Here is a 26,962-nt window from a genome sequence, read left to right on the forward strand (position 1 = left end):
GCTATGAAAAAAAGATTATCTATCGTATTAATAGCTATTGCAGGCCTTTCTGTAACTGCATGTAAAAAAGATTTTCTCAATACCTCATCGCCTTCTGAATTTACCCCCGACCTGGTATTTTCATCAACGGCGTATACTGATTTTGCCATAACCGGCACCTATGCATTGCTTACGCAGGATCAACTGTATTCGGCCCGCTTACCGTTGAACTATGCCACCAATTCAGATATTGAAGTGGCGGGCGCAGATAACGCATCTTACAAAGAGAACAGTACCCGCGGCTTATCGAACTACCTGGGTACGGCAGATAATACGTCCCTTTCCCGTGAGTGGACAACCATTTACAAATTGATAGAGCGGGCTAACCTGTGTGTTGATGGCATCAGGAAAAGTGGTCTGATGAAAACATCCGATTCATCAACTATGAAAGCTTTCCTGGGTGAAGCCATCACCTTGCGCTCCCTGGCTTATTTTGAACTGGTAAAGAACTGGGGCGATGTTCCTTATAAAGCAGAGCCCACCAAATACGATCTGTCGAATGTTTACCTGGCGCCTACTGACCGCGATTTAATTTATGATTACCTGTTAACCGACCTGCAGGAAGCGGAGAATTATGTTCCCTGGGTAGGAAGCGGCGGAACATATGCTACAGTGGAAAGAGTAACAAAAGGATTTATTAAAGGCCTGATTGCCCGTATTGCCCTGTTTAGAGGTGGATACAGTTTGCGCAACAGGAATGGCAATGCTGTTACCGAACGCGGCAGCGACTGGCAGAAGTATTACACCCTGGCCCGTACAAAATGCCAGGAGATCATGACCCAGGGCGTGCACAAGCTGAACAGCAGCTATATTGATATCTGGAAAAAACTTTGCTCACTTCAAATGGATGCCACCTACCAGGAAAACCTGTTTGAAGTAGCCAATGGATTGGGACGAAGTGGAGAAATGGGTTATTCTATCGGTATTCGGTTTTATACCAATTCAAAATATGGCTTCGGTAACAATGCCAACGTGGTGAACACTACCGCCTGGTATTTCTACATGTTCGACCAGCAGGACCTTCGCCGCGACGCTACGGTTGCTTATTATACCTATAGCAACGGTTCTGCCGATGTCAAAGAAGTATTTCAAACAAATCCCATGTCGTTCAACTTTGCCAAATGGGACCAACGGTTTATGGGGTCAAACTGGAGCGCTCTGAACAAAGCCGCTTCCGGAAAATTTGGTTACGGTATTAACTGGTCGGTTATGCGATATGCCGATGTGTTGCTGATGTTTGCTGAAACTGAGAATGCTTTAAATGGACCCACTACTTTGGCTAAAGATGCCTTGAAGCAGGTGCGTAGCCGCGCGTTTGCCGATGCAGACAAAGCTACCAAGGTTGAATCGTATGTAAATGCGCTTACTGATCAAACTTCTTTCTTCAACGCCATTGTAAACGAAAGAGCGTATGAGTTTGGTGGTGAAGCGATTCGCAAATATGACCTCATTCGCTGGAACCTGCTGGTGAGCAAAATACAGGAGCAACGGGATGGCTTTAAGAAAATGCTGGCGGGCACAGCGCCTTACAATACATTGCCCACGTACCTGTTCTATAAATATCAATCAGATAATGAGATCCTCGATAAATCAGGAATTAATTTCTATGTAGACAAGGGCACAGCTGATATAGCAGGGTATACAAAAGTTGCCTGGCTGGCTGGCCTGAGCGCTGCCAATAAAACCCTGTATTCAGAACGTGTTGACCTGTTCAGCAGCGGATTAACGTCGGGCGGTGTGCAGAACCGGCACCTGTATCCCTATGCCAGTTCTTCAATAGCCGAGTCGCAGGGAACATTGGTGAATGCGTATGGATTTTAATAACCCTTAATCTTCGTAGAAATGAAATCAACAATTATAAATAAGATCTTCTTAACGGCGGTACTGGCCGGTATTATCTGCACAGGCATAGTATCCTGTAAAAAATTTAACGACTGGAATGCCGATGAGAATTACGACCGGCTGTTCCGTCCAACTGAGTTGCAGGGTATTGTGGATGGGGTAACCGTAACGTTGCGGTGGAAACCTAAGCCATCAACCAATTCTTATACAATAGAATTGAGCAAGGATAGTTTGCAGTTTGCAACGATTACAAAAAGTTATACGGCTACCGGCACCAAAGATGCAGACGGCTATATTAATTACGTAATCCCTGAACTTCTTGAGCCGTTGACCAGGATGTCGGCAAGGGTTAGAGGCCTGGATACAACAGAAGAAACAGGGGCGTCAGAATGGGCGGCTGTTACTTTTAAAACCGCTACCGAACAGATCATGACTACGGTAACGGATTCCGATAAAACGCCGTATACCGTTACGCTGAAGTGGAAAGTGCCTAACCAGGTAACGCATTTTATGCTTGTTAACGACCAGGGTGCAGGAACAAAATACGATATCGCAGATGCTGAGAAAACAGCCGGATCAAAAACGATTTCCAGTCTTACACCTACAAAAACCTATACGGCGCTGTTATATTATAATACAAGTATTCGTGGATCGCAAGCCTTCACGCTGCCGGCCGATCTGCCCAGCGGGCCTAATGTTGTTTTGGTAGGCGCTACAGATGACCTGGCCACGTTGATAACGAATGTGGCTACAGGAACTATGTTTGTTTTACGGCAGGGAACCAGGTATACTACCGATAATCCTATCATTATTCCTAATGGTGTTTCATTTACCATATGGGGCGAGTCGGGCGCTAACAAACCTATTCTGGCATTTAATGGGTTTACGTTGCCGGCATCTGCAGGTACTATAAAATTCGAGAACCTCGATATTACGGGTTACCAGGATGCCAATACTTCCCTTACCAAACGCAACTATATCTTCAACCAGTCAACGGCCAGCAACACATCAGAGATCATATTTGAGAACTGTACCATCCGTAACCTGGTTAACTCACCCATGCGTATCCAAAGCGCCAATGCGATAACCATTGATAAGTTCACGGTTAACAAATGTATGGTTTATGACATTGGAGACAACGGAAGCAACGGTACCTATGCCTTTATAAACAACAATGTGGCTACCGGAAAGATCAACAATATAACGATCACCAATAGCAGTTTTGCTAAAATCGGCTACGGTCTTGTTCTGCATAACCTGGCGCCATCTGTGACCCTGAATGTGAGCAATAATACATTTTACAATGTGGTAGGTAACGCCCGGTATTTCATCGATTATAATGCGCAGGCCATTTCGGGCGGCTTTACTTTCCAGAATAACATTCTTGCAAAAACATTGTCGCCTGCTGCTACCGCAAGGGGCATCCGTGCAGGAACAGCCGCTACTGTGGCCAGCAACTACAAGGCGTTGGATGTTACGTTTGCAGGCAATGCCATTAGCAACATAATCGATTATACCAAACCTGCTGCGGACCTGTTTACAGATCCTGATAATAATAATTTTCTGATAAAGGATAATACGTTCGCGGGCCGGTCAGATAGCGGTGATCCGCGCTGGAGACTGTAGCTTTATAGAATAAACTACAAGTAATGAAAAAGAGACTGTCATATTCTTTACTGTTAACGTGCATAGTATTGGTGGAAGCCATGGTTGCCGCAGCGCAACCCATTGCCTTTCCCGGTGCAGAAGGATTTGGGAAGTATACTACCGGCGGCCGGGGTGGAAAAGTGTTGGTGGTTACTACGCTTGAGGATGATGGGGCCGGCAGTTTAAGAAAGGCAGTACAGGCAAAAGGACCGCGTATTGTTGTGTTTGCGGTGTCGGGCACTATTCATTTGCAATCAAAGCTGGATATAAAAGGAAACATAACCATTGCCGGGCAAACAGCGCCCGGTGATGGTATTTGTTTAGCTGATTATCCCGTGGTTTTGTCAGGTGATAATATCATTGTGCGGTACCTGCGGTTTCGCATGGGCGATAAAAATCAAAAAGGCGGCATGGTAGATGGCAGTGGCAGCGATGACGCTTTTGGCGGTACCCGGCGAAATAATATTATCGTGGATCATTGCTCGGTGAGCTGGAGCACCGATGAAGCGCTTTCGGTGTACAGCGGCGACAGTACTACGCTGCAATGGAACCTGATATCGGAGCCATTGAACTACAGCTATCATTTTGAAAAAGGCGATAAAGATTACGAGCATCATGGGTACGGTGGTATCTGGGGCGGCCGGCATTTATCGGCTCACCATAATCTCTTTGCCCATTGCAATAGCCGTAACCCCCGGTTCAACGGGTTGCGTAACACCTCCGAAGAGAATGTCGATTTCAGGAACAATGTTATTTACAACTGGGGCGGAAATAACGTGTATGCCGGTGAAGGCGGCAATTACAACATCGTGAACAATTACTACAAGTACGGACCTAACACCAATAAAAAGGTAATGTACCAGGTGGTAAATCCCTGGAGCAAGCCACCCATACCCTATGGGAAATATTTTGTTGATGGAAATTATGTAGACGGGTCGTATGAGGTAAGCAGTAATAACTGGCAGGGCGTACGCCTGGGCGACAAGAACACCGATGATCCGGCGCTGGCAAAAGCAACCGCGCCGTTTGCGATCGTAGCAGTTACAACACAATCCGCAAAAGATGCGTATGAATCGGTATTGATACAAGTGGGTTGCAGTTTACCTAACAGAGATACCCTGGACGAACGGATCATAAACGATGTAAAACACCGCAAGGGCCGGTTTATTGATGTGCAGGGCGGTTATCCGCATGGCACCGAATATGAAGCTACCGTAAATGCATGGCCAGTATTACGCTCAGTGCCTGCAGCACCGGATAAAGACCATGATGGAATGCCTGATGCCTGGGAATCAGCGCATGCGTTGAACCCGGCGGATGCTGGAGATGCGATTTTATTTACGCTGGATAAAGAGTATACGAATGTGGAAGTGTATGTGAATGGGTTAGTGGAGGCAAAAAAATAAACGAACATGAACAGGATTATAGTCATTGGGTTGATGTTGTTAACAGCTTTTACCATGCCGCCGAAGAAGAAGATCACGGTGTGGTTAATAGGCGATTCAACGATGTCGGCTAAAGAGGTGAAAACCTATCCGGAGAACGGGTGGGGGATGCCCTTTGTATATTTTTTTGATAGTACGGTAAAAGTAGACAACCGCGCCCAGAACGGTCGCAGTACAAGAACGTTTATGGAGGAGAACCGCTGGCAGCCGGTGGTAGCTGACATGCAGGAAGGCGATTATGTTTTTATTCAGTTCGGGCATAATGATGAAGTAAAGACAAAAAAGAGCTACACTACAGAAGATGAGTTTAAAGCTAACCTGGTTAAATACGTTACCGATACCCGAAGCAAAAAGGCCAACCCGGTTTTATTGACGCCGGTGGCGCGTCGCAATTTTGATTCAACGGGTCACGTAGTAGGAACGCATGATGTGTATGCACAAATTGTGCGCAACGTGGCCAAAGAAAATAATGTGCCGTTGATTGATCTTGATAAAGAAGGGCAGGCGCTGTACCAGCAGTGGGGAGTTGACAAGTCAAAATTATTATTCAATCATCTGGCGCCGGGCGAACATCCCAATTACCCGCAGGGGAAAGAAGATAACACTCATTTCAATGATCTGGGCGCCCGCATGATAGCGCAAATTGTATTGAAGAACATAAAGAGTTTGGGATTGGAATTAGGTGAGAGAGTGAGAAGGTAGCGAGTAGTAAGTTGCTAGTAGCGAGTGGGGAGAATGGCGAGGTCGCGATAGCTATCGGGAGTGAGTGGCGAGTAGGAGAAAGGCAAAAGACAAGAGTGAGCTTCGAATGTAAACCCCACTAGCCATTTACTACTAGCCACTAGCTTCTGTTTGCGTGTAGCGTTTAGCTGTATTTGCATTCGGCTTTTGGCTTACAGCTTATTGCTTGCAGCTTTTTCACCATTGCCCATTGTATATTGATTTTACAACCATACTAACGAAGATTGCTTATGCGAAATTTTACCCGTTATGCAATTGTATTGATGAGCTTTTTGTTTTTAGCTATCCGTGCACAGGCGCAGCAACCTGCCTTCCCGGGCGCCGAAGGAGCCGGTATGTATACCACCGGTGGCCGCGGTACGGCTGCTGTACCAACCACGGTTTTTGAAGTTACCAACCTGAACGATGATAACAATCCCGGCAGTTTGCGCTATGCATTAACAACTACGGCTACCTACCGTACCGTTGTGTTCCGGGTGTCGGGCACCATTCATCTTAACTCAAAATTAAGTATCAAGGCGAATACAACTATTGCCGGGCAAACAGCGCCGGGTGATGGTATTTGTATTGCCGATCATCCCGTTTCAATTGGCGGTGATAACGTGATCGTGCGACATATCCGTTTCAGATTGGGCGACAGGAACCAGAACAAAGGGATGGTTGATGGCAGCGGCGGCGATGACGCATTTGGCGGCACGAGTGTAAATAATGTGATCATTGACCATTGCAGCGTAAGCTGGAGTGCAGATGAAGCGCTGACGATCTACCGCGGCGATAACCTGACCATACAATGGTGTTTTATAACTGAACCCCTCAACTATTCTTATCACTTTGAAGCAGGGGACACAGATTTTGAGCAACACGGGTATAATGGTATACAAGGTGGCAAAAGAGCAACCATCCACCATAACCTGTATGCCGATGCCCGGAACCGTAATCCCCGGTTTGCAGGCATTGAAACGTATTCACCCAATACAGTGGGGGTTGAGAATGTAGACTTTCGCAACAACGTAATTTATAACTGGGGAATCAATACGGTATACGGCGGTGAAGGCGGTAATTATAATGTGGTTAACAACTATTACAAATGGGGACCTAATACCGGATCAGGGGTAAAATACCGGATCTGTAATCCGAGTTACAGCACATCGCCGTCAATCCCTTTCGGAAAATGGTATGTGAACGGAAACTATGTGGATGGTTCTACCCAGAATACCAATAATAACTGGTCGGGTGTGGTGATGCAGACGAATGCAAATGATACCGTGCTTTCTAAAGTCACCACCCAGTTTGATCTGGGGTATTCGGTAACAACAGAAGCGGCTATCGATGCCTTTGAATCTGTATTGCAGGGGGCGGGCGCTACCTTGCCCCGCCGCGATACACTCGATCAACGTATTGCGAATGATGTGCGAAACAGAACAGGCCGCATCATAGATGTACAGGGCGGTTATCCGCACGGAACGGCATATAATTTAACTGTAAATGCCTGGCCTACGTTAAACTCAACCACGGCTCCGGTAGACACCGATCACGATGGCATGCCCGACGCTTGGGAAACCAGCCATAGTTTAAACCCCAACGACGCGTCTGACAGAAACATATACGACGGCAGCGGGTATACGATGCTGGAAAAATATTTAAACGGTGTGGAAAATACAGATCCTTCTGTGGCAGTAGGCGGGTCATTAAGATATTTCTCGCAATCTTCAGCCAGTCCATCGGCTGTACAAACATATACAGTGGCCGGGTACAACCTTACCGGCAATGTAAGCATTACGCCCCCGGCCTCCTATGAACTATCACTTGATGGCACTACCTGGTACGGCAGTACCAGCACCATTGTATTAACACCCACATCCGGCACGCTGAGCAGCACAAATATCATGGTGCGCTTAAATGCCACTGCCCAGGGCACTTATGCCGGTAACATTACGCATACCAGTGCGGGGGCTGCTACCACCAATGTAGCTGTAACGGGTATATACACTACCATTGCCAACGGGTTAGGTTTTAATGCCGATATGGATGGCGGCTTCGAACGCCAGACCGAAGGTAGCTATACTACGGTAGCAACCCATACTTCCACTACACAGTGGGAAGTATCGGCTGCATGGAACATTAGCTCAACCGATGCCAGAACGGGCTCAAAATTCCTTCATTACAACCAGGCCAGCAGCAGCAACAAATACATTTTCTCACCTGTGTGCACCACTACGCCATTGGCGGCCAGTACGCCTTATGTGGTGCAGTTCTGGTACCGGGCGCCATCTGCATTAAGCAGTACTACGGTATTATCTGCCTGGGCAACAATTGTTGGCTCAGTCGGTGGTTCCAACTCTGCCTCATCATCGGCCACTGCCTCTTTAAGCGCCGCAACAGTACCTGGTACCTGGTACTTCTTTTCAGGTACGCTTACTACGCCTGCGGGTACGCCCACCAGCACCTATGCAGGGTTAAAGACCAGTAACCCGCAATCGCCCTATTTTGATATAGACGATTTTGTATTGTATGCCGGTTCTGCAGCAGATGCCATTGCGCCAGATGCGCCTACAGCGCCAACTGCCAGCGGGAATGCTAATAATAATACGATCAATGTAAGTTGGACGGCGCCTGCTTCGGGTATAGACGGTGGTGGTTATGTGGTAGTGCGCAGCACTTCTGCTACCGCACCGGTGCCCAATGCCAACGGCGTATATATTGCCGGCAATACGATGGGAACAGGTAACCAGGTTGTTTACCTTGGTACCAATACTTCGTTTACTGATACAGATCCTGTAATATCTGCAACAACAAGATATTATTATTATGTATTTACGGCAGATAAAGCATATAACTATTGTGCAGCGCCTGTGTCGGCTAATGTAATGATCGATGAAGTGACTACACCAACACCAACCATCAGTGCAACCGGTACGTTAGTTGCTTTTACACAAACAGTAGGTGCTCCTTCTTCTACACAAACAATTACGGTGTCAGGTACTGACCTCACCGGTAATATAACTATAACTGTGCCTGTCAATTTCCAACTGTCAACCGATAATGGCGCTACCTGGAGTTCTTCTTCCCTAACGTTAACACCTGCCAGTGGCACTGTTTCGGCTACAACTGTATTGGTACGGTTGAATGCAACTGGCACCGGCGCCTATTCAGGTAATGTAGTAGTAAGCAGTGCCAATGCAACAACAATAAATATAGCAGTAAGTGGTAACACAGTGCCTGCAGGCAGTCAGCCACCAACTGGCACCAGGGCCGTGGTGGCCAAAGATGGCAGCGGCGATTATACCAGTATTCAGGCGGCAATTAATGCGGCGCCCACAGGGCAAACCGCTCCTTATAAAATTTATATCAGGAAGGGTAAGTATGTGGAAGCGGTTATCATTCCCAGCAATAAACCTTTCATACAGCTGGTAGGGGAAAGCCTGGCCGAAACCATTATTTCCTATGATAACTATTCGGGTAAAGCCAATCCGGCCGGTGGCACTTACGGAACTTCTACCAGCGGTACCCTCATCATCAATGCGGCGGATGTAATGTTGATGAACCTGTCTATAGAAAATGCAACAGGTTATGGTGTCAATGCCAATGCTCTGGTGCCTGCACCGGGCGATGGCCCGCAGGCGGTTGCTGTTTACACAACTTCCGACAGGGTAGTGTTTTACAATTGCCGGATGAATGGCGGACAGGATACCTATTACGGTGGTAACAACCCCGCAACAAGATGTTATTTGAAGAATTGCTATATAGATGGCAACACCGATTTCATGTTCGGTTCTTCTACCATCATATTTGATACCTGTATCATCTATCCCCGTACCCGCCTCGATAATGCTACCGGTGGTTATGTAACAGCCGTGAACACCAAAGCTGCCTCTTTGTACGGCTATGTGTTCCGCGATTGCAAGATCACCAAGAACAGGGGCTTTACATTATATTCATTAGGTCGTCCCTGGCAAAATGATGCCGGTACTGCCGATGCCGCCAAATCGCGCAACAAAACCGTGTTCCTGAATACCACCATGGGTTCTACCGTTCGGCCTGATGGCTGGAGTGTTTGGGATGCGGGTACCAATACCAGTTATATTACCTATGGCGAATACAATTCAAGAAATTATAATGGCACCGCGGTTAATGTGAGCAGTCGCTTATCATGGACGAAGCAATTGACCGCTGCAGAGGCAGTGAAATATTATAATAACGATACGGTGTTTGTAAATGCCAATACACCGGCCATGGCAACCTGGAACCCGTATGCCACTTATTCTGAATTAAGTACAGCCTTCAAACCTGAGCTGGCAGTATCGAACCTGATCGCTAAAAAAGGCGTAAGCACTACTACCATCACCTGGAATATGTCGTGGCCCATGACCGGCATTACCTGTGATCTGTACCGTAGTAATGATAAAACGAACTTCTCTAAAATATACTCTGAGGTAAGTACAGAAGACTCTGCCAATAACTTCAGTTTTACTGAGAACATACCGCCGCCCGGTCAAACCTATTATTATATAGTACGGGCTTCAAAGAGTGGCTATGCCAGCACTACGTCCGATACATCTTCTGTAACCAGTACACCTACCATTACCGTATCGGGTACGTTGGGCAGCTTTTTACAGGGGTTGGGAACGCCGTCGGCCACACAAACCTTTGTAGTGTCGGGCGCTAACCTTACAGCCGGTATTACTATTACGCCCCCGGCTTCATATGAAGTATCGGTTGATAATACAACCTGGTACAACAGCACTACACCACTTACCGTAGCTCAATCGAACGGTATGGTGGCCAATACCTATATAACGGTGCGGCTAAATGGAACAGCCGTTGGTACGTACAATAGCAACATTGTAAATGCTTCTACCGGCGCTACCAGTGTGAATGTGGCCGTGAGTGGAACCATTCAGGCCGATCCGCTGAGTGCAGGCGGAATGCTGCTGGAGCAATGGCCATTAACCACCAATAACCTCGATAGTACGGGGGTACGGGCGGTTGGTGTTATAGGAACAACTCCGGTGCTCAACAACCTCGTTGTTTCTAATGGCACAACGGACCCCACAGTACCGGCTTATTCTGCTTTACACGGACAGGCATACGCTGCAACGGCCGATGGTTCCTGGACAACTGCCAGTGGCGGACCGGGTTCTACCCTCAGCCGTCGTCACTATGAGCAATTTACCGTGGTGGCTGCAGCAACGCATAATCTGCGCGTAGATTCTATCATCCTTAATACTGCTTTCCACAATACATCCAGCACCACCAAAGTGGCGGTACTGTATTCCAAAACCGGTTTCAGGACCGATTCAACTGAAATAAAAGTAGTATCCAAGAACGGTACGCCGTTAACAGCAGGCACCAACGGTACCTTTACCAATGCCTTTGATGTAAGCAATCAGGTAGCAGGTAACCCCGATGTGTTTGCTATGCTGGTGAATGGTTCTGCCGGTGTTACTGTAAGGGCCGGTGATACATTGACGTTCCGTGTTTATCATTGCACCGGTTCTACCAGTACCAACCGGTATGTGAAGTTGAAGAATGTAATGGTAAAAGGAATTTCAGAGCTCAAGCCGAACACCGGTGATTACCGTACCATAAAATCAGGCGAGTGGAGCGATGGCGCTACCTGGCTGAAATATAATGGTACTGACTGGGTGGCTGCAGGTACTGATTATCCTGCTTACGATAACGGGGTTAACAAGGCTACTATTCAAAAAAATCATACCGTAAGTTATACCCAGACGTTCTCCAAAGGGTTTGGCTATATACAAAAAACAGTTATCGCCGAGGGCGGGCAACTGATCGTTGGCGCCGGCAAAACATTAAGCGTAGCCGGCATCAATGGTTCTTCTGTAGTGCTGCAGGTAGATGGTACATTAACCAACCTCGGTACTATTGGCACCAATGGTAAAGTGGTGTACCAGATAAATGGTAAAATGGTGAACTCAGGTTCACTCAGCTTTAATACCGGCGACTCTGTTGCTGTAGGTGCTACCGGCATCTACCAACACGATATGAATGGCGGCTTGCCTGCACGCATTTCATTTGCTTCAGGCTCTACCTTGCTGGTTACCGGTATCAAAACTGCACAAACCAATCTGTTCACTTCAGCTACTACAGTAAGCAACATGATCTGGAATTGTACAGCCCAGCAGAATTATTTTGCGCTGCGCAATACGCTGGCAGCCGTTACCGGTAACCTCACTGTGCAAAGCACCGGAAGTACGTATGTTGCTTTGTCGCAGGGCACGGCTGCATTACGCATTAGCGGAAATTATTTACAAACAGGCGGCAGCGTTTATTTCAACGAAAGCGCCACCGGCGTTATCGATTCGCTGGTAGTTGGCGGCGACTTTACTATAAGCGGCGGCACCTTTACTACGAATATGAAGAACAGCGATCCGTTGTATATTAAATTGAATGGAAGTAATAAAACATTCAGTCATGTGGGAACGCTAGCCAACACCCATGTATTGGTGAACGGAAAATATAACCTGGGCAGCAACCTGGCATTGCCAACAGCAAACTTTGGCCTGGTTGTAAATGGAACGCTCAATACCGGTACGTACGTTGTAAGCGGCGCGGGTAATACCACAGTGGCCGATACTGCTACCGTAAGCTTTGGTTCAGCAACAGGTATCGATGGCAACTTTGCTAATACCGGAATTAAACAATACAGTGTAATTGCCAATTATACCTTTAATGGTACGGCAGCGCAAACAACCGGCGCCACCATGCCTGCCGGAGCGCATACCCTCACCATTAATAACAGCGCGAATGTTACCCTGTCTGGAGCATTAACAGCCGACGTAGTGAGTTTAACCAATGGTAAATTGTTGTTGGGCAATAATACCCTTGCAGATTCTGCCATCACAGGTAATGTGCCGGCAAATTATATTGTTCTCAACGGTACCGGCAGGCTCAAACAAAAAGTGAGCGCTGCAACAGGTAACGTGCTGTTCCCGATAGGCACTTCCCTTTCATCTTATACGCCAGCTACTTTAAGCAATACCGGCACGGCCGATAATTTCAGTGTTAGCGTGAAAGATAACCTGGATTATACCATTTACGATACCACGAAGATTGTAAGGAAACAATGGACGATCACACCGGATAATGCATCGGGCGCCGCCAATGTAGGTCTTGCTTTCGGTTGGGTGGCAGCCAATCAGGGTTCTAAATTCGATCCGGCTTCCGCCAATATCTTACAATATCGCAATAATGCCTGGGCCAATGCAACCGCAACAACCACGGGCAGTGGAACTGCTGCTGCGCCTTATATAGCAACAGCAGGCGGCTTTACACAATTTGGCGCTTTTGTTGTAGGTCATGCAATACCAGCTCCTACTATTGTTACCACCGGTGTGTTCAATGCCTTCTCGCAAACTGTTGGTAAGTCAACAGATGCGCAAACGTTCACACTGCAGGTAAAAGACATGATGGGTACTGCTACTATTACACCACCTGCAGGGTATGAAATATCAGTAGATACCGGTAAAACATGGTATACTGAAGCTGCAGTGCCGGCGCTTTCAGGAAATGCCAGCGGTGTGTTGTCGAGATCGGTAATGGTTCGGATGAATGCATCGGCTACAGGAATCTATGAAGGAAATATTGTGGTGCAAACCCTCAATGCTGCCGACGCCAATGTTTCGGTGATAGGAACTGCTTATAGCGAGTACGCCCTCCATCCGAACCCGGCTAACAGCTTTATAAATGTTTTCCATACTAAACTGTATACCCAGGCAAACATCAGGATCTATAATATGAATGGACACCTGATGGGGACATATCGCAGCAAGCGGGCAACGAATTATACTGCTATTAACATTAGTGCATTGCCAAATGGAATGTATTTTGTAGAAGTAGAGCGATTACATGACAGAGTGTTGTTGCGATTTATTAAGCAATAACACAAGTAGTCAGCAACTATAACGAGGTGTGTTACGTCTTTAGGACGTGACACACCTTTTCTCATCATAATAAGTTATTAATTTCGGCGCCAAAAAATATTTTTCATGCACGGTAAAGCTGCCAGTTTATTTGTTGCTTATGTGTTAAGCACTTTTGTTATGCAGGCGCAGGATTTTATTCCTTTGTGGCCTGCGGGTAAAATGCCAAATACAAAAGGCATGCGATTGAAAGATAGTATCTACAATGAACGCGTGTACCAGGTGGGTACGCCGGGTATGTACACCTTTTTTCCGTCGGTACAGGAAAATAAGCAGTGTGCAGTGATCATTTGTCCGGGCGGCGGTTATCATCATTTATCTTACCAGATCAGTGGCTTTCAGTTAGCTAAATGGTTTAATACAATGGGCATTAGCGCCTTTGTGCTAAATTACCGTTTACCCAATGCGCCTGATCTGGCACAACGGGAAATAGGTCCTTTGCAGGATGCACAACGTGCAATACGTGTCATTCGCGCCAATGCAGATCGCTGGAAAATACAGAAAGATAAAATAGGGGTCATGGGCGTATCGGCCGGCGGACATCTTGCCGCTTCTCTGGGAAATAGTACCGATGATGTGGCGGCGATTGGTGACTCGCTCAATACCATTTCATTTCGTCCAGACTTTACCATATTGGTTTCGCCGGTAATAACCATGGGACAATACACGCATAAAGGCAGCCGCGAAAATCTATTGGGCAATAATCCATCGAAGGAACTGGTTGAAAAATACTCTATGGAATTGCAGGTTAAATCTGCCACGCCACCTTGTTTTATTGCAGATGCATTTAATGATAAAGGAGTTGATCCGCGCAACAGCCTGCTATTTTATCACGCATTGCTTGAAAAGAATATTTCAACCAGCTTTCATGTTTTTCCGCAGGGTGGTCACAACATTGCACTGCGAAATAATCCCGGCTCTGCGCAGTTGTGGACGAGTTTATGTGAGATGTGGTTGACTGAAATGGGATTTTTGAAATAGTTAGCCACTAGCTTAAAAGATACATTACACGATTCAAGACAGTTAGTATGAAAAGAGTTTATTTGCTATTGATGCTGCTTGTTCCCGTACTACATTCAATCGCCCAACAACAAACTTATCCCACGCACTTAACAGTGGCTCAGGATGGCAGCGGCAATTATAAAACCATTCAGGAAGCGGTAAATGCCATGCGCGATTTTTCGCAGGAACGGGTAACCATATTTATAAAGAAAGGTGTTTATAAAGAAAAGCTGGTCATTCCTTCCTGGAAGACCAACATTTCATTGGTAGGGGAGAGCCGCGACAGCACGATCATTACCAATGACGATTATAGTGGTAAGCCTTATCCTGATGGTAAAAAGGATGCTACCGGCAGTGAAAAGTTCAGAACGTTTACTTCCTATACTGTATTGGTGCAGGGAAATGATTTCAGCGCTGAGAACCTGACCATTCAAAATACGGCCGGCCGCGTAGGGCAGGCCGTGGCATTGCATGCAGAAGGCGATCGTTGTGTGGTATTGAATTGCCGGTTACTGGGCAACCAGGATACGCTGTATGTAGGTATCGATAGCAGCCGGCAATATTATAGAGATTGCCATATAGAAGGCACTACCGATTTTATTTTTGGTCCGGCTACCGTCGTGTTTCAACGCTGCACCATTAAGAGCTTGGCGAACTCTTATATAACAGCAGCTTCTACAACACAAAGGCAAGCATATGGCCTGGTGTTTTTAAATTGTACGTTGATAGCAGCAGATACCGGAGCTACCAAAGTATTGTTGGGGCGTCCATGGCGGCCTTATGCCAGAACGGTTTTCATCAATACGGTTATGGGCGGTCATATTACTGCCGTGGGTTGGGATAACTGGCGTAACCCGGCCAATGAAAAGACAGCGTACTATGCTGAGTACAACAGTACCGGTCCCGGCGCCAATCCAACCGGAAGAGTAGGGTGGTCGCACCAGCTTACGAAGAAGGAAGCGAATAAGTATACTTTGAAGAATATTTTAGCAGATTGGGAACCGGAGGTAGGAAGTAGGAAGTAAGTTGACGTGTTAGTTGATAATGTTGATATAGTTGATACAGGTAGTAGAATGAAGTTCGTGTTAGAAAGTACCCAATAGGAAGTAAGAGCAAGAAAGTAAGAAAACCTTTACATGCAAAAAGATGAAATAAATCATTTTGCTTAACAAAAAATGTAGTTGCTTGCGGCTTATCGCTTACAGCTTATAGCATGTAGCTGTTTCTCGTTTCACGATTGCCGACTGCCGATTCACGAATAAATCACTTTTTTAGAAATAGACCATAATGAAAAAACTTTTTGTATTAGGATTCACTTGCCTCAGTTTGTATTCTTCTGCCCGGCAGCCCTACGTGTCAAAAGTATGGGTGCCTGATAACAGGAACGGAACATTTAAAAATCCGGTGCTTAATGCCGATTATTCCGATCCCGATGCCTGCCGCGTGGGCGACGATTATTATCTCGTAGCTTCCAGCTTTGATGGTATTCCCGGTTTACCTATTCTGCATTCAAAAGACCTCGTAAACTGGACGATCATTGGTCATGCATTGAACCGTCAGCCGCCGTACGATCATTTCTCACAACCCCGCCATGGCATGGGCGTTTGGGCGCCGGCCATCCGCTATCATAATGGTGAATTTTACATTTACTACCCCGATCCGGATTTTGGCATTTATGTAGTAAAAGCAAAAAACATCAGCGGTCCCTGGTCTGATCCTGTATTGGTAGAAGGCGGCAAGGGATTGATTGATCCCTGTCCGTTGTGGGATGATGATGGTAAAGTATACCTCGTGCACGCCTATGCAGGCAGTCGCGCAGGTATTAAAAGTATTGTTGTTGTAAAAAGGCTCGATGCTTCAGGTACCAAAGTGCTGGATGGTGGCGTAATGGTATTCGATGGCCACGACCAGGACCCCACGCTGGAAGGGCCGAAGATCTATAAGCGCAATGGATATTATTACATTTTTGCCCCGGCTGGTGGGGTATCAACCGGCTGGCAACTGGTATTGCGTTCAAAAAATATTTATGGTCCGTACGAAAGGAAAGTGGTGATGGACCAGGGCGGTTCTCCTATCAATGGTCCGCACCAGGGCGCCTGGGTTGATACCAAAACGGGGGAAGACTGGTTCCTGCATTTTCAGGACCGCGAAGCATACGGACGTATCGTTCACCTGCAACCGATGAAATGGGTGAATAACTGGCCGGTGATCGGCGTTGATAAAGATGGTGATGGAAAAGGGGAGCCGGTGCTGGAATACAAAAAACCCAATGTAGGAAAAACATATCCTGTACAAACACCACAGGAATCGGATGAGTTTAACGGCCATACTATGGGATTGCAATGGCAATGGCAGGCGAACCCCAAACCTTACTGGGCTTTTCCCGGTAATGGATACCTGCGTTTGTTCTCCGGGATGGTAGCTGATTCGGCAAAGAACCTCTGGTTTGTGCCCAATGTACTGATGCAGAAATTTCCGGCAGAGGAATTTACCGCTACTGTGAAACTGGACTTCAAACCCCGCCTGGCAGGAGAGAAGACCGGATTGATCATAATGGGCTCCGATTATGCATTTGTTGGGTTAACTAAGAAGGAAGATGGTATTTATCTTTCATATGTGATCTGCAAACAGGCCGAAGGCGGAAAGCCGGAGCAGGAAAAGATTATTGGTAAGGTTACAGGAGCCACTTCGTATTTGCGCGTACAAGTGAGCAAAGGCGCCAAATGTAGTTTTACGTACAGTGAAGATGGGAAACAATTCACTTCGGCCGGCGATATATTTACCGCAGTGCCCGGCAGATGGATCGGCGCCAAAGTGGGAATGTTTTGCACCCGTACGACTGTTACCAATGATGCGGGGTTTGCCGATGTAGATTGGTTTAGAATTGATTAATTATAAGCTAGCAGTGTCACTGTCCTGAGCGAAGTCGAAGAACCGTGTACAGTGCTTAGCGTAGTCTCCGCATAAACCAGCATGCTTTCATTATAACTAAAAAATACCTACATTTATCACCGATAACTAGCGATTGAGAAAAGAATGACCATTAGCCTGCCACATATTCAACAGGGTATACATGCCGGAAACGAACAATGTCTGGAGGAACTGTACCGGTTATTCAGCAAACGGCTGCATCACTTTGCCCGTGTTATCACCCGCTCACCCGAAATGGCTGAAGAAATTGTGGAAGACGTATTTGTAAAATTGTGGAGCAATCGCCATCGCATAAACGAAGTAGAAAATCTCACGGTATATTTATATGTAGCTGTAAAGAACAGGTCGTTGAATGCCATCTCCCAGAAGGCTACGGAACTCATCCGGGCGCCTTTCGATGATCTGGATATAGAAACCGGCCTAGTGGCTACTGATCCGTACAACCTGCTGGTTACTGCCGAAATGATGAAACGCATGCAACAGGCAGTTGACAATTTACCTCCCCGTTGTAAAATGATCTTCAAACTGGTGCGCGAAGATGGTCTCAAGCACCGCGAAGTAGCAGAAATTCTTAATATCTCCCTCAATACAGTCGATGTGCAAATGGCCATTGCTATCAAAAAAATATGTGCCGAGCTGCAGGTGAGTAAGGCTGCAAAGAACTTTTGGGCGCAGAAGGCTAATAAGCAATAGGCAAGTCGTGAGAAGCTTCACGCTACAAGCTACATCCGCCAAAACAAATAAAGCTTCAAGCTTCAAGCTACAAGCCGCAAGCAAATGCAAATGATCGGTCGGCCAGGCGAAATCGCGGCCTTATGTTTTCCCATTTGCACATTTTTCCATTTGCTAATTTGCACATTCTTTCCTTTCTCATTTCTCTGTTTTTCATTCTTCATTTTTCATTTCCCAGCCTTCCCTGGGCACCCGGTAACTTCCTCAACTTTCTTCAAATTTTTTTTCAAAACGCTTAATGGTGTTTTCAAAAATCCCTGTCCTTTCTGGTATAAACGCATTAGGCGCAAATGGAAACACCCGAAAGAATATGGTTTTTACTGTCTCGCAGTCTGAGCGGAGATGCTACCGAACAGGATAAAGAAGAACTGGATCGTTTGTTACAGGAGCGCCCCGAACTGATGCAGCAATATGAAATGCTGCTCCAGTTATGGTCGGTGAACGCCTCCGTTTATGAAGAACCTGCAGCCGGTGACAAGATCAACCGCATTTTACAACTGGCTGCTGAAGAATCAGACGACAAACAATCCGCCAGTCCCGTTGTACGCATTAAAAAATGGCGTAAACTATATTGGGCTGCCGCTATCCTTGCCTCCCTTTCCATCGGCGCCTGGTTGTTTGTAAAATGGGATGAAAAACAACAAGCCCTTACGGCTAATGAAGTGGTGGCGCCTAAAGGCAGTAAAACAAGGACCATACTGCCCGATGGGTCAACCGTATGGCTCAATGCCGGTTCGCGCATTGTATATGCCAACTTCAATGGCCCGGTGCGTGAAATAACCCTTGAAGGGGAAGCTTTCTTTGATGTAGTTTCTGTTGTTTCGGCTGCTACGCATCAGAAAAAACCATTTATCGTTCATGTCGGTTCCATCGATATTAAAGTGTTGGGTACGGCCTTCAATGTAAAATCGTATCCCGAAGAAAAAACGATTGAAACCACCCTCATCAGGGGCCTGGTGCAGATTACTCGTAAGGGCGATGCCGAAGGAGCGCCGGTATACCTGCATCCCAATGAAAAGATCGTATTACCCGTCAGCAGTCCCGATGCAGGTACTGCCAGCGGACAGGTAATCACCACACAAAATCAGCAACCGGTTCAGCAAATAATACATATCGACAGTACAAAGCAGGAGAACGAGCATATAGAAACAGCGTGGGTGTATAACCGGCTTGAATTTCGTGGCGACAATTTTGAGCAACTGGCGTTGAAACTTGAAAGATGGTATAATATCAGGATCCATTTTGAAGATGAGGCCGCGCGCCAACTGGTATTTAATGGTTCATTACAGAACGAGACCGTAGAGCAGGCTTTTATGGCATTAAAAGAGGTTGCTCCGTTCAATATATCAATAACCAATAACGAAGTATTTATAAAATCGACGAAATAATTATGGATCCTACATAGGCAAAAAAAACGGAGAATGTTGGCAGCATTCTCCGCGAATTACAGGTTAAATTTTTCGGTGTTGTATTCTCACAATCCCGCTTGCAGGCGGGATTGGGAAGTGATTTCTTAACCCATAATAATACTAAAGTATGAAAAGTTTTAGAACGGGTATAAAAAACCCGTTGCTTTCCAATGCGCTGCTTGTTATGAAGATAACCACATTTCTTTTGCTTGTTGGTGTGCTGCAGGTGTCCGCCCGGGGCTTCGGTCAGGATAAGCTGAGCCTTCGGTATAAAAATGCCGAAATCGCTGGCATTTTGATCAATATAGAAAAGCAAACACACTATCGCTTCCTGTATAACAACCAGTTACAGGGTGTTAGACAAAAAGTGACCATCAATTTAGAAAACGTCGATATTCGTCAGGCGCTTGATAATTTGTTCTCTCAAACCGTGCTTACTTACCGGTTCATGGCCAACGGCCTTATTGTGATCAATGAAGGAACAGGCCGCCAGGCTATAGAAAAAAAAGTGACCGGTAAGATCTCTGACCCAAACGGCGCGCCGCTCTCAGGCGTTACCGTAACTATAAAAGGCACTAATAAAGCCACTTTCACTAATGAACAGGGCGTATTTACTATTACAGCCGATGATAATGAAGTGCTCGTATTCTCTTACGTAGGTTATGAATCACAGGAAATAAAAGTGGGCGACAAATCGCAGATCAATCTCTCTCTGGTATCTGCTGCTGCAAGCCTGGAGAACATTGTAGTGATCGGTTATGGTACCGTAAAGAAAAGAGACCTTACCGGAGCTGTTGTTTCCCTCAAAGGCGATGAGGTAAAAAAAGTACCGGCCGGTAACGTAATGGAGAGCGTGCAAGGTAAAGTGGCCGGGGTTGATATTACCCGTACCAGCGGAGGCGCGGGTTCAAACGTAAACATTACTGTAAGAGGTAACCGGTCGATCCTGGCGCAAAACACGCCGCTGTTTATCGTTGATGGTATTCAATACCCCACCTTCCAGGATATTAACCCGAACGACATTCAATCTATGGAGGTATTGAAAGATGCGTCCTCTACCGCTATTTATGGTTCACGCGGCGCTAATGGCGTAATTATCATTACTACCAAAAGAGGTGCTGCCGGAAAAATAAAAGTAGGCGCCAATGCGTACTACGGTGTGAACAAAGTGGCCGGCTACCCGAAACCGATGACCGGTCCGCAGTATGCCGAGTTAAAACGCCAGGCCAGCCGCACAGCAGGCCAGTGGAATTCTTCTGCAGATGATGCCAGGATCTTCGGCGCTGATCTCGCTGCTGCAACGGACGGTACTTCTACCTTTTGGCCCGGCTTGCTGGCGCAGGAAGGTTCACAACAGGATTACGGTGTGAACGTGGCCGCGGGCAGTGAAAAAACAAAAGTTTTCTTCTCGTTCGACTATTTTAAAGAGAAAGGTATCCTGAACAATGATTTTTCAGGTCGTTATACATTACGCCTGAACATCGATCAAACGATCATCGGCACCTTTAAGGTGGGTTTGCAAAGCCAGTTAACGTATTATAATGAAAACAGGCGCACCGATAACGTATTGAACGTTGCCTATAAAGTAATACCGTATTACACACCTTATAATTTGGATGGTTCTCTGATTAAGTTTCCCGGCAATGCCAACCAGGTAAACCCCTTGTTGGAAGAATTGCCGGGGGCTTATGTCAATAAGTTCAACACCACCCGTATTTTATCTTCTGCTTATGCAGAATGGAAACCCTTTAGCAGCCTGACGCTGCGTTCCAACCTGGGTATCACCAACAGCAGTTCCCGCAACGGCTTGTTCCTGGGTGAGAATACTATAACCCGTGTTACCTCAACCGGTTCGCTGGCAAAAGTTACCAATGCCACCCAAACCGATCTCATCTGGGAAAACATCATCACCTGGCAAAAGAAGTTCGCCGATCATAGCATAGATGTTACAGGGGTTACCAGCTATCTTTCCAACAAACAGGATAGCTCATACGCACAGGGAACAGGACAATTGCTGCCGGGCCAGTCGTTTTACGCGTTGTTGAACAACCCGGCCAACCTGAGTATCTGGAGTAATTACATAGGCAGCGACCTGTTATCAGGTGCCCTGAGAGTGAACTACGGTTACAAAGGCAAGTACCTGTTAACATTAACCGGCCGTGCCGATGGTTCTTCTGTATTGAGCAAAGACAACCGCTGGTCGTTCTTCCCCTCAGCAGCCGTGGCCTGGCGCGTGATCGATGAAGGTTTTATGGCTGCCCAGAATATTTTCAGCGATTTGAAAGTACGGGCCAGTTATGGTATTGCCGGTAACGCGGCCGTTAAACCATATTCAACGGCTTCCGGTTTAATACTCATTCCGTTTGCCTGGAACGATGCCAGTATAACTGCTTATGGGTTTGATCCAAGGACCGGTAACCGCAACCTGAAATGGGAGTTGACCGGTACACAGAACTTCGGGTTAGACTTCGGCTTGCTTAAAAACCGCATTACCGCCAGCGTAGATTATTATGATTCAAAAACCCGCGACCTTTTATTGTTGCGTCCGCTGCCAACAACCTCAGGCTATTCAAGAGTGGTAGAGAATGTGGGCAAAACCCGCAACAATGGTGTTGAGATCTCATTGCGTACAGTGAATGTGCAAACCAGGGAAATTACCTGGACGAGCGCCATTACCTATACCCGCAATAAAGAAAAGATCGTTGAACTGGTGAACGGAAAAAATGATATAGCCAGTGGCTTGTTCATTGGTAATCCCGTGAAATCGTTCTACGACTTTCAAAAAGTGGGCATCTGGCAAACTGCCGATACCGCTGCTGCTAGAAGCTTTGGTTATAAAGCAGGCGACATTCGCGTAGCTGACCTGAGCGGTGACAAAGGCCAGCCCGATGGAAAACTGGATGCTACTTACGACAGGACCATCGTGGGCGTGGCAGTGCCTGATTATACCCTCGGTTTCAGCAACGATCTCAGCTATAAGAATTTCGACCTGAATATATATGTATTTGCCCGGGTAGGACAAACCTTTGTATCCGATTATGCCAACAAGTTTGAACCCAACGCTATTGAAAATGGCGCCAATGTTGACTACTGGACACCGGAAAACCCAACAAACAGTTATCCACGACCGAATATCAATATTTCAAGAGCTTCAATGCCATTTGCCACAACGCTCGGTTATAGAGACGGCTCTTTTGTAAAGATCAGGAACATTACCCTGGGGTATACGTTGCCTAAAACGCTTTCCCAAAAATTCCATGTGAATTCTTTGCGCTGGTATGTAAGCGCCAAGAACTATGTCACGTTTGCCAAAGAGAAAGATTATGATCCGGAAGGCGAAGGTTCTTTTGACCGGCCGTTAACCAAACTGATCGTTACCGGGATAAATATTGAGTTCTAATCTTATTAACTATCGAATTAATTACTGCAATATGAAAAACAGAATTAATAGTGTATTGGGATTGTTGATGACAGGTTCAGTGGTGTTTACATCGTGCGATAAAAAATTGACAGAATATAACCCCAGCGGCTTAACATCAGACGCTGTTTATTCAAATGCCAAAGGTTTTGAAACGCTGGTAAATGCAGCTTATACCTATAACCGTTTCTGGTACGGAAAAGAAGAAGGGTACAGTGTATCTGAAATGGGTACCGATATCTGGACGAACGGAACGGGGGACGTGTATCCGCAATTATCGCGGTACGACAACCTGCAGGGAAGTAATACTGCGGCGTTGAACCTGTTATGGGATAACTTATATGCCGCTGTTAACCTATGTAATAACGCCATTGCGAAAGTGGGCGATGTAAGCGATTATACCGTGGCCCAGAAAACGATCCGCGAAGGGGAATTGCGTTTTCTGCGTGCGTTTTACTACTGGCATATAGTTGAAACCTGGGGCGGTGTTCACTTCAATACCGAACCGAATGCTACGGTAGCGTCTACCGCCAACAAAACACCGGTAGAGACTTTCTATCAACAGATCTTTGCCGACCTGGAGATCGCGGTAAAAAATTTACCGGCTACTTCATCTGATTACGGCCGTGCTACCATCCCCGTGGCCAAAGCCTTCCTGGCCCGCATGTATTTAACCCGTGGTATGAACGCACAGGCAATTGCCATGGCCAATGATGTGATCAAAAATTACGGGTATACGCTGGTGGCCAAATACGCCGATCTGTGGAACATGGGTAATTTGAAGAATAAGGAAGTGATCTGGGTGGTTGACTATTCTACTAACCTTGCCAATAACGACCTTACTACCTCAGCTTTCCCTTTTGGACATAGCCGCGGTAGTAACAGCGGACACATGTTATTTCTGCAGGTGTATGACCAGGTGAATTCAGCGCTTTTGGCGCGTGATGTGCCCAATGGCCGGCCGTTCAACCGGTATATGCCAACCAGAGCCTTCTTAAACCTGTTCAATGAAGATGACGACGCCCGTTACCAGGGTACTTTTCAAACGGTTTGGTACTGCAACAAAGCAGCCCGGGCAGCCGGTAATACCTTCAACACAAAAGACACCAGCAACTTTAAAGTAGGCGATACTGTGTGCTTTACTTCTAAAAACAGTCTTGTAGCAGCCGACATGAATGCCAAACGTTACACTACCTACGATCTTTCGCGGGTGTACGGTACAAACGGCATTCCTTCGCAACGGAGGTTCTATGTATCGCTGAAGAAGTTCAAAGATTCAACCCGCACAGCGGTAAATGAAGCGCAAAGCGCCCGCGATGTGTTTGTAATAAGGCTGGCCGAAATGTACCTGATCGCGGCTGAAGCCGAATTGAAGATCGGCAAGCCCGATTCTGCAGCTTATTACCTGAATATCATTCGCACCCGGGCAGCCATTCCGGGCCGTGAATCTGCCATGCAGGTTACAGGTTCACAGGTAACCCTCGACTTCATATTAGACGAACGTGCCCGCGAACTGGCGGGTGAGCAATTGCGCTGGTTCGATCTTAAACGTACCAATAAGTTAATTGACCGGGTTAAGAGCATGAATCCGGATGCAGCCCAGTATATAAAAGCATTTCAAACGGTGCGTCCTATTCCGCAGGCACAGATAGACGCCGTTACCAACAAGGGCGAGTTCACACAAAATGAAGGTTATCAGTAACTGGCTAAAGGACTCCCGTTACCGGTTTCAGGTTGCTTGGAGCAACCATAAACTACAAACATATTTTCATCTTCTTGCTGGCAGTCGCGTATAGGGGTATGGTTCTGGGTAATTTTACGTTGATTGCCAGCCTTTTATTTCCTATCTGGTTTGTTATCGTTGCCGGTAACGTTTGCGTAAATAAAATTCCTTATTCGTTTCGGTGGGTTTAAATATCTGTGTACACTTGCTTTGAAAAACAGGTATTATATGGTTGCAGGTTGTCCCGCCGAGGCGGGATAACCTGTAACTATCATTTTTTGAACGGTTGACTTGCTACGCCCTTAATGCATAATTTTACCTTTTCCAAAAACTACTGCAGGCGTCGTACGCGCAAATCGTTAATTCATCGGGATGGTTCCGCGGGTCTTAATACCTTTGCATTCAAATATTTATAGAAGTAAACAACGTGTAATGAACAATTGGGTTAAAGCAACAGCAGTAATAGGTTTAATGGCCTGTTCTTCCGGCATCGCAGCGCAAAGCAAGTTGCCGGTTATACTACAGACCAGTTTCAGGAAAGATTCGAGTTACATTACCAGATTCGGCGCAGTTGCTGATGGTCAAACGTTGAATACGCAGGCCATTAATAACGCAATTGACGCCTGTAACAAAAAAGGGGGTGGGGTAGTTGTTATTCCTGCCGGCCTGTGGCTCACTGGTCCAATTGTGTTAAAAAGCAATGTGAACCTGCACCTGAAAAAAGGCGCGTTGTTACAATTCACCAAAGATTTTGATCAATATCCATTAGTAGAAGGCAATTGGGAAGGGTTACCGCAAATGCGTAACCAAAGTCCCATATCGGCTACCAATGCAACCAATATTGCCATTACCGGCCATGGTATCATCGACGGTGGCGGCGAGGCCTGGCGCCTGGTAAGAAAGGACAAGCTTACCGAAACCCAATGGAAGAAATGGGTAGCTGCAGGCGGTGTGGTTAGTGAAGATGGCAAATCATGGTACCCCTCTGAACAATGGCTCAAGGCGTCAAAAATGAAGAACCCCGGTGAGATCACACCCGAAAAAACGCCGGAATTCTATAAAAGCATTAAAGATTTCTTACGGCCTAACCTGGTTGTTATAGCCAAATGCAAAAAGGTATTGCTGGAAGGCGTAACCTTTCAAAACTCAGCAGCCTGGTGTTTGCACCCGCTCATGAGCGAGCATTTGACCGTACGGAATGTGACCGTATTGAATCCCTGGTTTGCGCAGAACGGCGATGGCATTGATGTAGAAAGCTGCAAGAATGTACTGATCGAAAATTCAAAATTTGATGTAGGGGATGATGGGCTGTGTATGAAAAGCGGACGTGATGAAGCTGGTAGAAAAAGAGGCATGCCCACCGAGAATGTAATTATCCGCGACTGCCAGGTGTACCATGCGCATGGCGGTTTTGTAATTGGCAGTGAAATGAGCGGCGGCGCCCGCAATATGTGGATCTCCAATTGCACTTTCATTGGCACCGATATTGGCCTGCGTTTTAAAACTACCCGTGGCCGTGGCGGTATTGTAGAGAACATTTTTATAGATAACATCCAGATGATGGATATCCCCGGCGAAGCTATCCTGTTCGACATGTATTACATGGCCCAGGACCCCGTTGCTTTACACGGAGAAAAACGCGAACTGCCTAAAGTAGAAACCTTGCCGGTAACCGAAGCCACGCCGCAATTCAGGAACTTTGTTATCAAAAATGTGGTTTGTAACGGCGCTGCCAAAGGCATCTTCATTCGCGGTATTCCCGAAATGCATGTAAAGGATATTCATTTGGAGAATATGGTATTGAATGCAGAAAAGGGCATCGATTGCCAGGAAGCATCCGGCATTACCTTCAAGAATATTACGATCCTGAGCCGTCAAACCAACCCGGTAGTAGATATCATCAACAGTGACAATCTTACCTTTGAAAAACTGGGTTATAAAAAAGATGCGGAATTGTTATTCCGGGTAGCTGGCGACAGAACAAAAAGCATTAACATAAAAAATACCGATGCTTCTAAGGCCAGAGAAAAGATCCAGTATGAGTTTGGGGCATCGGAGCAAAATGTGACGATTAAATAAAGAAACAAGTA

General features: G+C 46.4%; 13 protein-coding genes. All 13 read left to right on the forward strand.

Translation table 11 applies throughout. From position 1 onward, the window contains the following. Positions 1–3: 3 nt before the first annotated feature. A complete protein-coding gene (locus FAM09_RS24190; RefSeq protein ID WP_136579742.1) occupies positions 4–1,860 on the forward strand; it encodes a RagB/SusD family nutrient uptake outer membrane protein in 1,857 nt (618 codons plus the stop codon). 21 nt (positions 1,861–1,881) lie between these two features. Then, a complete protein-coding gene (locus tag FAM09_RS24195) occupies positions 1,882–3,507 on the forward strand; it encodes a DUF5123 domain-containing protein (protein WP_136579743.1) in 1,626 nt (541 codons plus the stop codon). Between the two features lie 23 nt (positions 3,508–3,530). Continuing rightward, positions 3,531–4,934 (forward strand): pectate lyase family protein, encoded by a 1,404-nt coding sequence (locus tag FAM09_RS24200; protein WP_136579744.1) that lies wholly within the window; start codon positions 3,531–3,533, stop codon positions 4,932–4,934. Between the two features lie 6 nt (positions 4,935–4,940). Further along, positions 4,941–5,675: a rhamnogalacturonan acetylesterase gene (locus FAM09_RS24205; RefSeq protein WP_136579745.1), complete on the forward strand. Its 735-nt coding sequence runs from the start codon at positions 4,941–4,943 to the stop codon at positions 5,673–5,675. Positions 5,676–5,944: 269 nt separating this feature from the next. Further along, on the forward strand, positions 5,945–13,618 hold the full coding sequence (locus tag FAM09_RS24210) for a pectinesterase family protein (protein ID WP_136579746.1): 7,674 nt from the start codon (positions 5,945–5,947) through the stop codon (positions 13,616–13,618). Positions 13,619–13,723: 105 nt separating this feature from the next. Then, the gene (locus FAM09_RS24215; protein ID WP_136579747.1) at positions 13,724–14,638 is read left to right on the forward strand and encodes an alpha/beta hydrolase; all 915 of its coding nucleotides are present in this window, start codon (positions 13,724–13,726) and stop codon (positions 14,636–14,638) included. 47 nt (positions 14,639–14,685) lie between these two features. Beyond that, on the forward strand, positions 14,686–15,684 hold the full coding sequence (locus FAM09_RS24220) for a pectinesterase family protein (RefSeq protein ID WP_136579748.1): 999 nt from the start codon (positions 14,686–14,688) through the stop codon (positions 15,682–15,684). 262 nt (positions 15,685–15,946) lie between these two features. Further along, complete coding sequence (locus FAM09_RS24225) at positions 15,947–17,551, forward strand: glycoside hydrolase family 43 protein (protein ID WP_136579749.1); 1,605 nt, start codon at positions 15,947–15,949, stop codon at positions 17,549–17,551. A gap of 144 nt (positions 17,552–17,695) precedes the next feature. Beyond that, the gene (locus tag FAM09_RS24230; RefSeq protein WP_136579750.1) at positions 17,696–18,283 is read left to right on the forward strand and encodes an RNA polymerase sigma-70 factor; all 588 of its coding nucleotides are present in this window, start codon (positions 17,696–17,698) and stop codon (positions 18,281–18,283) included. 329 nt (positions 18,284–18,612) lie between these two features. Then, positions 18,613–19,710: a FecR family protein gene (locus FAM09_RS24235; RefSeq protein ID WP_136579751.1), complete on the forward strand. Its 1,098-nt coding sequence runs from the start codon at positions 18,613–18,615 to the stop codon at positions 19,708–19,710. Positions 19,711–19,858: 148 nt separating this feature from the next. Then, complete coding sequence (locus FAM09_RS24240; RefSeq protein ID WP_136579752.1) at positions 19,859–23,131, forward strand: TonB-dependent receptor; 3,273 nt, start codon at positions 19,859–19,861, stop codon at positions 23,129–23,131. A 31-nt stretch (positions 23,132–23,162) separates the two neighbouring features. Continuing rightward, complete coding sequence (locus FAM09_RS24245; RefSeq protein ID WP_136579753.1) at positions 23,163–24,851, forward strand: RagB/SusD family nutrient uptake outer membrane protein; 1,689 nt, start codon at positions 23,163–23,165, stop codon at positions 24,849–24,851. A 453-nt stretch (positions 24,852–25,304) separates the two neighbouring features. Beyond that, positions 25,305–26,951 carry a glycoside hydrolase family 28 protein gene (locus FAM09_RS24250; RefSeq protein WP_136579754.1) on the forward strand — a complete coding sequence of 549 codons (1,647 nt, stop codon included), beginning with the start codon at positions 25,305–25,307 and terminating at the stop codon, positions 26,949–26,951. Positions 26,952–26,962 lie beyond the last annotated feature (11 nt).

This window comes from Niastella caeni (assembly GCF_004834005.1).
Classification (GTDB): Bacteria; Bacteroidota; Bacteroidia; order Chitinophagales; family Chitinophagaceae; genus Niastella; species Niastella caeni.

Excerpts from the sequence above, each read along its gene's own strand:
- FAM09_RS24200 (WP_136579744.1), top strand. The coding sequence starts at position 3,531 with ATGAAAAAGAGACTGTCATATTCTTTACTGTTAACGTGCATAGTATTG.
- FAM09_RS24205 (WP_136579745.1), top strand. The coding sequence starts at position 4,941 with ATGAACAGGATTATAGTCATTGGGTTGATGTTGTTAACAGCTTTTACC.
- FAM09_RS24240 (WP_136579752.1), top strand. The coding sequence starts at position 19,859 with ATGAAAAGTTTTAGAACGGGTATAAAAAACCCGTTGCTTTCCAATGCG.
- FAM09_RS24225 (WP_136579749.1), top strand. The coding sequence starts at position 15,947 with ATGAAAAAACTTTTTGTATTAGGATTCACTTGCCTCAGTTTGTATTCT.
- FAM09_RS24220 (WP_136579748.1), top strand. The coding sequence starts at position 14,686 with ATGAAAAGAGTTTATTTGCTATTGATGCTGCTTGTTCCCGTACTACAT.
- FAM09_RS24245 (WP_136579753.1), top strand. The coding sequence starts at position 23,163 with ATGAAAAACAGAATTAATAGTGTATTGGGATTGTTGATGACAGGTTCA.
- FAM09_RS24250 (WP_136579754.1), top strand. The coding sequence starts at position 25,305 with ATGAACAATTGGGTTAAAGCAACAGCAGTAATAGGTTTAATGGCCTGT.
- FAM09_RS24195 (WP_136579743.1), top strand. The coding sequence starts at position 1,882 with ATGAAATCAACAATTATAAATAAGATCTTCTTAACGGCGGTACTGGCC.
- FAM09_RS24235 (WP_136579751.1), top strand. The coding sequence starts at position 18,613 with ATGGAAACACCCGAAAGAATATGGTTTTTACTGTCTCGCAGTCTGAGC.
- FAM09_RS24210 (WP_136579746.1), top strand. The coding sequence starts at position 5,945 with ATGCGAAATTTTACCCGTTATGCAATTGTATTGATGAGCTTTTTGTTT.
- FAM09_RS24215 (WP_136579747.1), top strand. The coding sequence starts at position 13,724 with ATGCACGGTAAAGCTGCCAGTTTATTTGTTGCTTATGTGTTAAGCACT.
- FAM09_RS24230 (WP_136579750.1), top strand. The coding sequence starts at position 17,696 with ATGACCATTAGCCTGCCACATATTCAACAGGGTATACATGCCGGAAAC.
- FAM09_RS24190 (WP_136579742.1), top strand. The coding sequence starts at position 4 with ATGAAAAAAAGATTATCTATCGTATTAATAGCTATTGCAGGCCTTTCT.